We start from the raw sequence: 13,713 nt of genomic DNA on the forward strand, positions 1-13,713 counted from the left end.
TAATCATAAAGAAATAATTATGACAATTAAATTACTAAAGCTAATAGTACTAATTTATCAACAATAGGTGATATAATAACTGAATTACAAAACAAAATCTTTGATGATAAAAGATATATATCCAAAGATTAATTTAATAACTTATATTCTCATGAGTTACCTTTATTTACAGGAAATACAGAAAAAATGAAAATCATTTGTTAGATATAGAAGACATAGTTTTATTATGCAAAAGATCGTTCATTCATTGAATCTATATTTAATGTTCTAAAAAAGTCTATGAATCTTAGAGCATTCAAAGCACAAATTACCTATGAACCTCCTATTCTATATCATTCTTGTGTTAATACTTACAATATAAAACTAATATTTTATACTACATTAAGCTAGCTTATTCTGAATTCCTGCCATGTAGGAATGACATAGAATATCTTTTAAATTATACTTGTAACAACATTCATATAGTAGTTGGTTGTAGCCGCATTATGATAATAAGCTTTTTAAATTGTACAATAAAGTTAAGAAAAATCAAGATCAATCAACTTATTTATAGGATATATATTTGTCTCTTAAAATTAATTTAGCTTTCATCACTATAACTATTAGTATAATATTATATTTTGCTATTCCTCCATCTCCTTTGTTAGAAAATATAAGTTTTTCACAAAGAGTGTTTGATAGACATGGTCAATTAATGCGTATTTCACTTTCTAAGGACGATAAATATAGAATATTTACTTCTCTTAATGAAATACCATCTAATTTTATAGAAGCAGTGTTATTATATGAAGATAAATATTTCTATAACCATTTCGGTATTAATCCTATTTCTTTATGCAAAGCTTTCTACTCAACTTATTTAGAAAAGAAGCGTAGAATAGGTGGTTCTACTATAACTATGCAAGTTGCTCGCTTGAGATATAATATAAACTCTTCTACTATTTTTGGAAAAATACAGCAAATTATTAAAGCAATGCATTTAGAGCTACATTTTTCAAAAAATGATATTTTGGAAGCTTATCTAAATTTAGTACCATATGGAGGTAATATTGAAGGAATAACAGCTAGCAGCTATATTTACTTTAATCGTGATCTTAAAAACCTAAATCTAGTTGATATTTTAAGCCTTGTAGTAATCCCACAAAATCCTGTTAAAAGAGGAGGTCACAATATTAATATCTTTGATGCTCGTAAATATCTATTTACTAAATGGCTAGAAGCTTATCCTAAAGATATTATTTATAAGCAATTAATTAATTTACCGATTAAATTTAATAATAATAGAAATCTCCCTTTTATTGCCCCGCATTTTACTTTAGATATACTGGCATGTAATGATAACCCTACTATACATACTACCATAGATAAATATTTGCAAACTATTATAGAAACACAAGTACGACTATATATTAATAATTGGAAAAAATATGGAATCAATAATGCTGCTGTTATGCTTGTTGATTTTACTACTATGGAGTTACTTGCAAGCATCGGGTCAGGAGATTTTTTTAATAAAAATATTTGTGGACAGATTAACGGTACAAAAAGTCATAGATCACCTGGTTCTACTTTAAAACCATTTGTATATGCACTTGCCTTTGATCAGTCATTAATACATCCGTTAACTTTATTAAAAGATATACCTACTTATTATGATCATTATAAGCCAGAAAATTTTGATGGCAGATTTGTTGGAGGATTAAGTGCTAAAGAAGCATTGATAAAAAGCCGTAATATACCAGTAATATTTCTTGCATCTCAATTAAAAAATCCTAATTTCTATGAATTCTTACAACAAGCAAAAATTAGCAATTTACAAAACCCTGCAATATATGGTTTATCTATAGTACTTGGTACAGCAGAAACCACTCTAGAAGAGTTAACTACTCTTTATGCTATGCTTGCTAATCTTGGTACTTATAAGCCGCTTAAAAAAGTACTAGAAAATACAATTCCTAAAAATGAACCGCTACACCTCATCTCCCCTGAAGCAAGCTATTTAACTCTTGATATTATAAAAGATACAACCCGCCCTATTACCTATAATAATATAAGACAAAATTTTCCGATTTATTGGAAAACAGGTACTTCAAGTTCATTTAGAGACGGAATAGCTGTAGGCATATTTGGGAAATACGTACTTGCTGTTTGGACTGGAGATTTTAAAGGTCAAACTCACGGATCATTTACTGGTAATGTTTCTGCTGCTCCTTTATTTTTTAATATAATAGAATCAATAGTCGATCAAAATAAAGATAAAGATTTAATCACTGAAAAAATTAATGAGTTAAATATTACTAAGATAAGAGTTTGTGCTGATACAGGAGATATTGATAATCACATGTGCCCTGTTCAAGCTGAAACTTTATTTATTAAAGGCAAATCACCTATAAAACAATCAGGTATTTATAGAAAGATGTTAATAGATTTAAAAACTGGTATGCCTGCTTGCACTTTTATTAAAGGACAAACGGAATATAAAATAGTAAATTTATGGCCCATTGATATGATATCAGTTTATCAAAAAGCCGGGATACATATATTACCGAGACAGATACCTATAAATCATTGCAATAGTTTAGTAAATTGGTATAATCAAAAACCTAAAATTACCTACCCATTAAAAAATTCTATATACTCAATTAAAGATAGTGATAATATAATTATAAGTGCAATGAGTGATAATAAAACAAATAACATCTTCTGGTTTGCTAATAATGAATTAATAGCCACTGCAAAACCAAACGAAACCATAATATGGAAAGCAAAAGTCGGTAAATTTATTATTAGAGCTATAAATGATAGTGGTGAAAGCGATAGTATAAAAATATATATCAAATATTAATTAAATATTATCAATATGCACATAGTATTTCCTATCTAATATTAAACTTATGCCTGAAGCAGATAATGCATATAACACTTTAATATTTAAATGCAGTATAAATTGGAATTTATCATAAAGAAACAGTTATAACAATTAGCTAATAGTATCAATTTATCAGTAATAGATTATACTAACCGGTTTATTTAATAAACTTATACCATCGTGGGTTATACTTATTTACATGAGATAAGAAAAGAAATCATTTGTTAAATATAGAAAATAAAGTTTTACTATGAAAAAAAAATTGTTAAAAGTTTATGAACCGTAGAGCACTCAAACACACAGATCACTTATAAACTGTTTAGTCTATATCATTCTTGTGTAATGCTTATAACATTAAAACTAATATTTTTAACTCTTATATTCTTAACTTCTATCTATTTTTATCTTTAATAAAAATTAATATTTTAGTAGAAAAATCTATTTTAGGTAAACTTTTATTAGCTGTAAATAAGAATTTTATAAATAAAATTATAATAATAGCCATTAACTGTTAATGTACTTATGCATGAATATAATCAAAAAAAAAACTTTAAACTTTATTACATATAAAAGATATATCAATATATTGATGTAAAGATAAGGATCGACTAATAAATATTAAGATGTATTAATAGAAAAAACTGTTGATTTAAATCAAAAACTATTAAATTTAAAAGAATTAGAAAGCTTATTTGAAAGATGTTACATATATAAGGTTGTAACATTACCTTCTAAATATATGTCTTTACAAATCATAAACAGTACTAGACGCTTAAAGCTGATGTCCATGAATTCAGATCATATGTAAATTTACTATAGGAGATTTAGCAGTATAAGACATATAGGCAATTCTCCTACGTCCATAGGACATAGGGAAGATAATTATAATGATCTTTCTAATCTCTTCTATTACCTAAAAATCTCATCAAATATAGAAAAAGGTTTATAAAATCTAAATATAAAGTGAAAGCTGCCATAATAGAAAGTTTCTGCCCTACTTCATCGTTTCCTGCCATATAATACATAGATTTAATTTTTTGAGTATCCCAAGCGATTAAGCCCATAAACACAACTATTCCAATAAGAGAAATAGCAAAAGAAAGGCCAGAACTCTTTAGAAACATGTTAAATAGTGAAGCAATTATAAGACCTACAAGACCCATAGCAAAAAATGAACCCATAGATGTTAAATCTTTACTTGTACTATAACCATATAAACTCATTGCTCCAAAAACAGAAGAACAAATGAAGAAAGTACGTGCTATTGATGCACCAGTATAGACAAGAGCTAAATACGCAAGTGACATACCTGTTAAAGCAGCATAAACCCAAAATAACACTTGTGCTGTTTGCAGAGTCATGCGGCCGAAACCCATAAAGAAGTACAAAGCAATACCAAGCGGTGCAAACATTATAATAGTACCAAAACCTGTTTGAAACATCAAATTATAAAGAGGCTCAAATGATATAGTAGTTATAGCTGCAGTTCCAGTTAATAAAAGTGCTAAAGCCATATAATTATATACTTTAAGCATATACTTTCTTAAGCCTTCATCAAAAGTTTTATTTTTTGATGCTGCGGTTAAAGTTTTTGTATAATCAATCATAAATAAACCTAAAATTATATTACTTATATAGTATAATATAGCTCTTTAAAGGTGTTTTTTCAAGCTATAATTAATTAAATTTTCGTAAACTTCACACATAGAATAAAGAGCAGGTGGTTTATCTCGTAACCAAATAGCAGCTTTAAGTGCACCATCTGCAAAAGAGTTTTTGTTAAGAGCCTGATGTTGCAGTGTGATAGTTTCATCATCGCCTAAGAACAATATATCATGTGTACCGTAAGCATTTCCACCACGCAATGAAGCAATACCGATCTCATTTCTTTTTCTTACTCTATTGCCACGATTAAATGCTATATCTAATCCTTTATTGCCTGTAATTATTTCAGCAAAATAAACAGCAGTACCTGAAGGTGAGTCTTTTTTGGCCCGATGATGTGTGTCTAAAATCTCAATATCATAATCATCTAATATTCTTGCCGCTTCTCTAGCCAAATAACCAAGTAAATTAGCACCTATACTCATATTTGCAGAATATAAAATAGGTAGACTTTTAGAAGCTCTTTCTAAACATTTTAAATGCACTAACTTAAAGCCCGTTGTGCCAATCACTAATTTAGTACTGTGTTTTAAAGCAAAATGAACTAAATTTTCTAATACTTCAGGCGATGAAAAATCAATAATTACTTCAGATTTTTTACAAAAATCATCTAAATCACTTAATTTACTAGAACTATTAAATTGTGCTGAAATTCTACAATCCTTAAATTTAGCAATTCTTTCGCTAATAGTTCGTCCCATTCTACCGGTAACGCCACAAAGGCCTATATTTATAGTCATCACTTGTCACTGTTGTAAATTTGCATAGGATTTATGGAAATATAATAAAGGATTTAGTTCATTTTTAATAGCAGTATTTATCACTTTACCAATAAATATAACATGATCACCAGCATCATAAGATGCATATTTAAGACACTCTATATGACAAATTGCTCCTTCTATTAAAGGACAATTAGTGTTATTCCCCAATTCATAAGCAGTGTTTACAAATTTATTAGCTTGTGATTTAGCAAAATGCTTAGAAATATCTATTTGGTTTTCTGCTAAAATACTAATGGCAAATTTATCACTTTTTTTAAATCCATTTATACTAAAAGAATCCTTATTAAGACCAAATAATATTAAAGGAGGTTTTAAAGATACAGAAGTAAAAGAACTAGCAGTAAAACCAAAAAATTCGTTATTATAATTTGTTGTTATTATAGTTACTCCTACAGGAAAACGACACATAGCATCTTTAAACTGATTTGCTGTTACTGCCCTAGCCATTTTTTCATAATTCTATTAATGGTTCCATCTTTCTTTAATGAATCAATCGCCTCATTAATTTCATTAATTAGTCCTGAGTCTTTAGACATACCTATAGCGAAATTGGATGAAAATTCCTCTAAGATGCTACTTTCTAAATTGGGATTATTTTCTTTCAATTTTATGCCTTGAAATTCTTCAGAAATAATAGCATCTATGACTTTAGCTTTTAATTCCTCAACTAACATTAAATGATTTGCTAAAGAATGAACTTTAATATTCATTGTCTGTGATAACTCTTGTGCTTTTTTTTCTAAAACACTACCAAGTTGTACACCTACTATTTTATTATCTAAATCTTTACTATTTTGTATATCATCACCTGCCCTATATATTAGAGCAAATCTTGCAGTAGCATAATTATTGGAAAAGCTAATATATTCAGCACGTTCTGGTGTTATAGAAAGCTCTGCTATAGCAACATCGATATTTTCACTAACTAAAGCTGCAAGTAAACCGTTAAAATCAAAATTTTTTATGATAACTTTTTTATTTAGATGTTCACCTACTGCTTTGATTATATCAATATCAATACCAACAATTTCACCGTTTTGAATAAATTCATAAGGAGGATTGTCAGCTGCAGTACCAACTATTAGAGTTGTTTCCGTTTGCTTTTTTTCACAAGCAATTAGTAAGAAAGATAGTAAAAATATCTTAAGAAATTTCATAAAAATAACATTTTTATTTATATAAAGTAAGTTTTTAAATTGTTGAATACCTCCTATAACAGATATTTTGGATATAACAGCTCATCAAGTCTAATAATTAACTTTCTAAGCCATGCTAAGAGATATTATGAATCCAACTTATCTTTTAAAAGCTGGTTTACAAGTGCAGGGTTAGCTTTCCCCGTGGTTTTTTTCATTACTTGACCAACAAAAAAACTGAATAATTTGTCTTTACCACCTTTATATGCTTCAACAGATTCAGAATTTTCACCTATTACCTCTTCAATTACTGCATTTAGCACATTAATATCTGAAACCTGCACAAGCCCTTGTTCTTCTACAATTTTATCAGGTGCTTTACCAGTTTCAAACATAATTTGAAAAACAATTTTTGCAATTTTACCAGAAATAATATTATCTTCTATTAATTTTACTAATTTTGCAAAGTTGCTAGGGGTAATTTTGCATTCACTTATTCCTATCGAGGCTTTATTTAGTTGTCCAAATAGTTCACTAGTTAACCAATTAGCAAGTATTTTAGGATTACACTCATTTGCTGCTTCTTCAAAATATTTGGCAACTAACTCATCAGCTACAATTACCTCAGCATCATATTTACTTAAACCGAATTTACTTGTATATTTTTCAATTTTTTGATCAGGTAGTTCAGGTAAATTTGCTTTTAGCTCATTTATTAACTCATCAGAAATAATGACCGGCAGTAAATCAGGATCAGGGAAATATCTATAATCGAATGCTTCTTCTTTTAAACGCATAGTTCTTGTCTCACCAACATCAGCATTAAACAAACGTGTTTCCTGAATTATAGTTTTACCGCTTTCAATCAAATCTACTTGTCTTCTAGCTTCAAATTCTATTGCTCTAATGATATTACGAATTGAGTTAATATTCTTAATTTCGCACCTTGTGCCGAGTGGCTCGTTGATACGCCTTACTGAAACATTAGCATCACAACGCATAGAGCCTTTTTCCATATCTCCATCACAGCTTCCAATATAACGTAACAAACTTCTTAGCTTTTTAACAAACTCAGCTGCTTCTTCAGGTGATGATATATCAGGTTCAGTTACAATCTCCATAAGCCCAATACCTGCACGATTCAAATCGATAAAACTATAATGTGGAGATTGATCATGTATAGATTTACCTGCATCTTGCTCTAAATGCAAACGATTAATACGAATAGTCTTAAGCTCGCCAGTAACTGCTGGTATTTCTATACTACCATCCTGTACTATAGGATAATAAAATTGTGAGATTTGGTAACCTTGTGGCAGATCAGCATAAAAATAATTCTTACGATCAAATACTGAATATTTATTTATTTTAGCCTTAAGCCCAAGTCCTGTTTTAATTGCTTGATGTACACAATGCTCATTCAATACCGGTAACATTCCAGGCATTGCTGCCTCAACATAGGACACTTGTGAATTTGGGCTTGCTGCAAATGTAGTAGCACTTCCTGAAAAAAGCTTAGATTTTGAGACAATTTGAGCATGAATTTCAAGCCCTATTACATATTCCCATTTTCCTGTCTTACCTTCAATATATGTCATAATTAAAAACCTTTTGGCTCAAATTTAATATGCTTTACACCATCTTCAATAGCAGCTGCTACTTTCAAAACATTATATTCATCTAATTGTTTGCCTATAACCTGCATTCCAAGTGGCAATCCTTTATTTGATAAACTAGCAGGGACTGAAACACAAGGTAAACCTGCTAAGCTTGCAGGAATAGTAAATAAATCATTTAGATACATAATAGTTGGATTATTTTGTTTTTCACCAATTTTAAAAGCTTCTGACGGTGCTGACGGTAATAAAATACTATCTACTTTTGCAAATGCATCATTAAAATCGTTAGCAACTAGCCGACGTATTTTTTGAGCTTTCAGATAGTATGCATCCATAAAGCGAGATGAAAGCACATACGTTCCAATCATAATTCGACGTTTTACTTCATCTCCAAACCCAGCTGATCTAGTCATTTCATACATCTCATCAAGTGTCATATTTTCATGCTCCACCCGAAGACCATACCTAATACCATCATATCTAGATAAATTTGAAGAAGCTTCAGCTGGTGCTATTACGTAATAAACGGCTACACCATATTTAGCATGTGGTAAAGTGATATCAATTATCTCAGCACCAGCACTTTTAAGAAGCTCTATAGTAAAGAGCCACATTTTCATAATGTTAGGTTCAATAATAGAGCCTTCTCCAAGATTTATAGGTACACCTATTTTCATATTTTTTATAGAGCCACCTACAGCAGATTGTAATTCTGGTACTGCCACATTAATAGAAGTAGAGTCTTTTTTATCAAACCCCATCATTGCTTCAAGTATAATAGCACTATCTAGAACACTTCTAGTAAATATTCCTGCTTGATCAAGAGAACTTGCAAATGATACCATACCATACCTTGAGCAACGTCCGTAAGTTGGTTTAAATCCTACAAGACCAGTAAAGCTTGCTGGTTGACGCACTGAACCACCTGTATCACTACCAAGCGCTGCACTAGCCATAAATCCACTTACTGCTGCCGCTGAACCTCCTGAAGAGCCACCTGGAACTAAATCCGCATTATCATCATTCGCTTTCCAAGGACTAATCACATTACCAAAACAGCTAGTGACATTTGCTGAACCCATAGCAAACTCATCCATATTTGTTTTACCAAGCATTACAGCTCCTTTATCAAAAATATTTTGCGTAACGCTTGATTCATAATTAGGTATAAAATTTCTCAATATATTAGAGCAAGCTGTAGTTCTAATTCCTTTAGTACAAAAAAGATCTTTAACGGCAAACGGTATCCCTTCAAGTGTTCTTGCTTTATTCTGAGCATAATTTTGATCAGCAGTCTTTGCCTGATTTAATGCAAGATCAAAAGTTTTAGTAACATACGCATTTAGGTTCTTATGCTTCTCTATCTGTTTAATATAAGCATTGATTAATTCTGTACTTGTAAAATCTTTCTTTTTAAGGCCTTTTATACTGTCTGCTACTGTTAATTTATTTAATTCTAACATATATTTCTTATAAATGAATGGTTAGTAATTTTGTTATAAAATATATGAATTAGTTTATATCAAAGGTGGGAAGAGCATTTCACAACATTATCTAATGACTATTTGATACCATAAACATACTCCAATGTTACTTCCTGCGGAGGCAAAAATCCAGAAAAAAAAATAGAGATAACACGAGTAGTTTACATTTATTATTTATAAATCCTAGCTTTCGCTAGGGTGATATCAAACATGCTTTAAGAGCTTATCACCGACGACATCTTTCATTTTTTATGCTCTTTAATTTACTCAACAACCTTTGGAGTGATAAAATATTTTACTTCTTTAGCAAATTGTGCTTGAGCCCCTTCTACATTATCGAATAATTCATTTGATAAATCAAAGCTTGTAACCTCATCTTTCCTTGTTCTAGCATTCATATTAGAAACCGAAATTAGTGGCTCAATACCTCTACAATCTACTTCATTTAAAATATTAATCATATCCATAATAGCGCTAAGCTGAGTAGAAAATTTTTCTGCTGTATCTTCTTCAAACTTTAATCTTGCCAATCTTGCTATTTTTTGTGCTTCTTCTTTTGTAATCATAAATTTTTTATTCTAAGTTTATGGTAAATTACTTGAAAGTGCATTATTATTCCCGTAATGCAGCGCATGCACAGACACTAATATGTTACTGTCACCTCACAATTATTAGTATCTACTATCATAGGTTACTCTATTAAATATATCCATAACCTCAGCACAACACAATTTTAGTATATTTTACTGCTCAATGTATGCTTAACTAGAATGATATTAGATAAACCTATCAAACAGTCATAATTTCTTGTTCTTTTTGTTTTATTACTGAGTCAACTTTACTACTATAATCATCAGTTAGCTTTTGTATTTGTTCAGATAAACTATGATATTCATCTTTTGCAATAATATTATCTTTTTCTAGCTTCTTAAGCTCTTCATTACCATCCCTTCTAATGTTACGTAGTGAGACTTTCGTATTTTCACCGTATTTATGAGCAAGTTTTGCAAGCTCTTTACGTCTTTCTTCCGTTAAATTTGGTATAGGTATCCTAATTAACTGGCCTTCTATTACTGGAGTTAAACCAAGATTTGCTACTGTAATTGCTTTTTCTACAGACGACACTACTCCTTTATCCCAAACTTGTACATTAATTGTTCGAGCATCGGGAGTTGAAAGAGTTGAAACCTGTGTAAGCAGCATTTTTCTACCATAAACTTCTACGATTATGCCGTCAAGTAGATTAATAGAAGCTCTACCGGTACGTAACCCTTTAAGCTCATGATCTAAGGATTTTAGAGCTTTATCCATCTTTTCTTGCAAATTTTTCTTTAACTCTCTTTTATCCATAATTATTTTCCTCAATTGTCGTATATTCACCTTTATCTTGTATTACTCTGGCAAGATTTCCTTGTTCTTTTATTGGAAATACCCTTATGGGTAATTTATTTTCTCTTGCCACTGCTATAGCCGCCATGTCCATAACTTGCAGGTTATTAGTTATAACATCTTTATAGCTAATAGTGAAATATTTTTTAGCATCTGGATTTTTTCTAGGATCAGAATCATATACACCATCAACTTGTGTTGCTTTTAATAAAATATCACAATTCATTTCGATTGCACGAAGTACTGCAGCACTATCAGTTGTGCAAAATGGATTACCTGTACCACCAGCAAAAATCACTACTCGTTTTTTCTCCATATATCTTTTAGCTTTGCGGTGAATATAAGGCTCGCATACACTCATCATGGGAATAGCAGATAGAACTCTTGTATAGATATTGAGGCTCTCCATAACATTTTGCAAAGTTAAGGCATTAATTACCGTCGCAAGCATACCAATATAATCAGCTGAAGCACGATCCATACCAACTAAAGCAGCATTAACCCCACGGTAAATATTTCCACCACCAACTACAATAGCGACTTCTACACCTAAATCAATTACCTCTTTAATATCTTTTGCAATTTTCCTTATTATGCTGTATTCATGCCCAAATTGCTTATCACCCATTAAGGCTTCACCTGAAACTTTAAGCAAAACTCGTTTATATTTTAAAGTGTTAATATCTAACATCATTTTTACTGCAAGCTATTTTTAATTTTTTCAATCATTACGCCCTTTTTCAAATCATCAATAGATGATTTATTAAGTGCATGTACTAATAACATATTATTATTTACATCTAACGTTACTGTACCAGGAGTTAGAGTAATCAAGTTACTATATACTACTTCGCCGATTCTTTCTAGTCCTTCTGCATCAATCCATTCAAAAGTTGGTACTATAACTATTTTTTTTTGCCAAATAATTTTGATAACTGAGAAAGTAGACTTACCTATTCCTAAGAGAAACCAAGGCAAATATAATAGAAATCTAATTTTAATCTGCATTAATATGTCCGGTTAATTTAATGTTTGAAGTAAAAGGTATTAGTAACATTACAAGCATAAACAATAAGCCCATTATATTAAATATATTATTTATTGCAATTATAAACGCATCATTGTTTAGCCTGTTTGCCAATAAGAAATATGAAGCTTTTTCAGGATTAAGGACTTTTCCGCTTAACAATTCAGTATAGGAATCCAGTTGTTCTATTGCCATTATAGAAGTAGACGAGATATTTTCTGATAAATATTGCATAAAGGTTTTACTATCATTAGCAAGCATAGTACTAATCATTGCAAGTCCTACTGCTCCTCCAAGATTACGAGTAAGATTATAAAGCCCGCTAGCATTAGCCACTCTTTCTTTTGGTATATTTCCAAGAGCTATGTTACTAATTGGTATAAAACAAAACATTAAGGAAAGTCCTCTAACAAATTGAGGAAGCACAAACGCAGCAAATTTAGAATCAGGTGTTAGAAAACTATTTAAGTGACATCCAAGAGCAAAACCTCCAAGCCCTATAATAAGCATAAGACGTAAATCTACACCAATTCTAAGCATTCTACCGGCTAAAGGCGCTGATAAAAATTGTGCTCCGCCTGTTACCATCATAGTAGAACCAATTTGTAATGTATCATATCCAGAAATAGTAAATAAAAATAGTGGTAATATATATACTGCTCCATATAATCCAATACCCATAACAAAAGAATAAAGACAACCAAAAGTAAAATCTTTATAAAGAAATGTTTTTAAATCTAAAATCGGATTAATAAAAGTTAGCTCTCTAATAATTAACAAAATAAAAACTAACATTACAGCTATGCTTAAAAATAATATTAAATTATCCTCAAGCCAGCCTTTTTTATTTCCTTCTTCTAAAACATATTGCAATACCCCAAGTGTAAAAGCTATTAACAATATGCCAATAAAATCAAAATTCTTAAGTAAATTATAATTTGGCTTATCAAAATGCCCATATAAGAAGACAATACTGCAAACAAAAATCCCTGGTATAACATTTAATAAAAACATAAAATGCCATGATAAACTTTCTGTAATATATCCACCTAGAGTTGGACCCAAAGTAGGTGCAATAGTTACAACAAGCCCAATTAAGATTGTAACCGTAGGACGCTGTGATGCTGAAAAAATTATAAAAATAGTACTAAAAACTGTTGTGATCATAGCACCACCAAAAAATCCTTGCAATGCTCTAAAGATAATCATTGATTCAATATTTGTTGCAAGTGAACATAATACACTCATAACAGTAAATCCTAGAGCTGCAATAAAATAAGTAATCCTAGTAGAAAGTAATCTTGCTAAAAAGCCAGTGATAGGAATAATGATAACTTCAGCTATCAAGTAAGATGTTTGAACCCAAGAAAGCTCATTACTTGAAGCAGCAAGACCTGAAGCTATTACAGATAATGAACTAGCAACAATTTGAATATCAAGTACTGACATAAACATCCCAACGACCATACCAAAAAAAGCAATTATTTGCTTTTTGGACAGAGTGGAAGGAATTTGTAAAGTAATATCATTTGACATAACTAAGCTATATGATTTAATTTAATATATTAAAAATCATTGTTGACATATAACATTTTTTTAAATGTTTATTTGAAAATAAAATTAATAAGTGATATAAAAGTACATATTTTAGAGTAAAAACATGTCGTGCAGCTTTCAATTTTTATTAGGGTATGCATATATCAAATCTAAGCCAAAATAATTATTTTGTTTGAATTTAA

12 protein-coding genes are annotated in these 13,713 nt (G+C 30.1%); 1 reads left to right on the plus strand and 11 read right to left on the minus strand.

The genetic code is table 11. From position 1 onward, the window contains the following. Positions 1-562 precede the first annotated feature (562 nt). Entirely contained in the window at positions 563-2,845 is a 2,283-nt protein-coding gene (pbpC, locus tag AC27F4_RS01545; RefSeq protein ID WP_487061413.1) for a penicillin-binding protein 1C, read from the plus strand. 920 nt (positions 2,846-3,765) lie between these two features. Here the strand turns inward: pbpC and AC27F4_RS01550 are convergent. The 11 genes from AC27F4_RS01550 to AC27F4_RS01600 all read right to left on the minus strand — a co-directional run bounded on the left by AC27F4_RS01550 (position 3,766) and on the right by AC27F4_RS01600 (position 13,510). Continuing rightward, complete coding sequence (locus tag AC27F4_RS01550; protein WP_487061415.1) at positions 3,766-4,476, minus strand: Bax inhibitor-1/YccA family protein; 711 nt, start codon at positions 4,474-4,476, stop codon at positions 3,766-3,768. A gap of 45 nt (positions 4,477-4,521) precedes the next feature. Next, a complete protein-coding gene (dapB, locus tag AC27F4_RS01555) occupies positions 4,522-5,274 on the minus strand; it encodes a 4-hydroxy-tetrahydrodipicolinate reductase (protein WP_487061417.1) in 753 nt (250 codons plus the stop codon). A 6-nt stretch (positions 5,275-5,280) separates the two neighbouring features. Continuing rightward, the gene (locus tag AC27F4_RS01560; protein ID WP_487061419.1) at positions 5,281-5,766 is read right to left on the minus strand and encodes a flavin reductase family protein; all 486 of its coding nucleotides are present in this window, start codon (positions 5,764-5,766) and stop codon (positions 5,281-5,283) included. Then, a complete protein-coding gene (locus AC27F4_RS01565; protein ID WP_487061421.1) occupies positions 5,751-6,476 on the minus strand; it encodes an ABC transporter substrate-binding protein in 726 nt (241 codons plus the stop codon). Before AC27F4_RS01565 ends, AC27F4_RS01560 begins: the two co-directional genes overlap by 16 nt. 125 nt (positions 6,477-6,601) lie before the next feature. Further along, positions 6,602-8,053, minus strand: coding sequence for an Asp-tRNA(Asn)/Glu-tRNA(Gln) amidotransferase subunit GatB (gatB, locus tag AC27F4_RS01570; RefSeq protein ID WP_487061423.1), 1,452 nt, complete (start codon positions 8,051-8,053; stop codon positions 6,602-6,604). Between the two features lie 2 nt (positions 8,054-8,055). Further along, positions 8,056-9,537, minus strand: a complete 1,482-nt coding sequence (gene gatA, locus AC27F4_RS01575) for an Asp-tRNA(Asn)/Glu-tRNA(Gln) amidotransferase subunit GatA (protein ID WP_487061425.1) — start codon at positions 9,535-9,537, stop codon at positions 8,056-8,058. A 284-nt stretch (positions 9,538-9,821) separates the two neighbouring features. Next, complete coding sequence (gatC, locus tag AC27F4_RS01580; protein ID WP_487061427.1) at positions 9,822-10,124, minus strand: Asp-tRNA(Asn)/Glu-tRNA(Gln) amidotransferase subunit GatC; 303 nt, start codon at positions 10,122-10,124, stop codon at positions 9,822-9,824. 223 nt (positions 10,125-10,347) lie between these two features. Next, positions 10,348-10,908 carry a ribosome recycling factor gene (gene frr, locus AC27F4_RS01585; protein ID WP_487061429.1) on the minus strand — a complete coding sequence of 187 codons (561 nt, stop codon included), beginning with the start codon at positions 10,906-10,908 and terminating at the stop codon, positions 10,348-10,350. After that, positions 10,901-11,641 carry a UMP kinase gene (pyrH, locus tag AC27F4_RS01590; RefSeq protein ID WP_487061431.1) on the minus strand — a complete coding sequence of 247 codons (741 nt, stop codon included), beginning with the start codon at positions 11,639-11,641 and terminating at the stop codon, positions 10,901-10,903. The genes frr and pyrH overlap by 8 nt, the downstream gene beginning before the upstream one ends. A gap of 2 nt (positions 11,642-11,643) precedes the next feature. Next, positions 11,644-11,961: a Na+/H+ antiporter subunit E gene (locus AC27F4_RS01595; RefSeq protein WP_487061682.1), complete on the minus strand. Its 318-nt coding sequence runs from the start codon at positions 11,959-11,961 to the stop codon at positions 11,644-11,646. Further along, positions 11,945-13,510, minus strand: a complete 1,566-nt coding sequence (locus AC27F4_RS01600) for a DHA2 family efflux MFS transporter permease subunit (RefSeq protein WP_487061433.1) — start codon at positions 13,508-13,510, stop codon at positions 11,945-11,947. The genes AC27F4_RS01595 and AC27F4_RS01600 overlap by 17 nt, the downstream gene beginning before the upstream one ends. Positions 13,511-13,713 lie beyond the last annotated feature (203 nt).

Source organism: Candidatus Rickettsia mendelii (assembly GCF_057543435.1).

Coding starts and splice junctions, on each gene's coding strand:
- AC27F4_RS01550 (WP_487061415.1), bottom strand. CDS start 4,476: ATGATTGATTATACAAAAACTTTAACCGCAGCATCAAAAAATAAAACT.
- dapB (WP_487061417.1), bottom strand. CDS start 5,274: ATGACTATAAATATAGGCCTTTGTGGCGTTACCGGTAGAATGGGACGA.
- AC27F4_RS01560 (WP_487061419.1), bottom strand. CDS start 5,766: ATGGCTAGGGCAGTAACAGCAAATCAGTTTAAAGATGCTATGTGTCGT.
- AC27F4_RS01565 (WP_487061421.1), bottom strand. CDS start 6,476: ATGAAATTTCTTAAGATATTTTTACTATCTTTCTTACTAATTGCTTGT.
- gatB (WP_487061423.1), bottom strand. CDS start 8,053: ATGACATATATTGAAGGTAAGACAGGAAAATGGGAATATGTAATAGGG.
- gatA (WP_487061425.1), bottom strand. CDS start 9,537: ATGTTAGAATTAAATAAATTAACAGTAGCAGACAGTATAAAAGGCCTT.
- gatC (WP_487061427.1), bottom strand. CDS start 10,124: ATGATTACAAAAGAAGAAGCACAAAAAATAGCAAGATTGGCAAGATTA.
- frr (WP_487061429.1), bottom strand. CDS start 10,908: ATGGATAAAAGAGAGTTAAAGAAAAATTTGCAAGAAAAGATGGATAAA.
- pyrH (WP_487061431.1), bottom strand. CDS start 11,641: ATGATGTTAGATATTAACACTTTAAAATATAAACGAGTTTTGCTTAAA.
- AC27F4_RS01600 (WP_487061433.1), bottom strand. CDS start 13,510: ATGTCAAATGATATTACTTTACAAATTCCTTCCACTCTGTCCAAAAAG.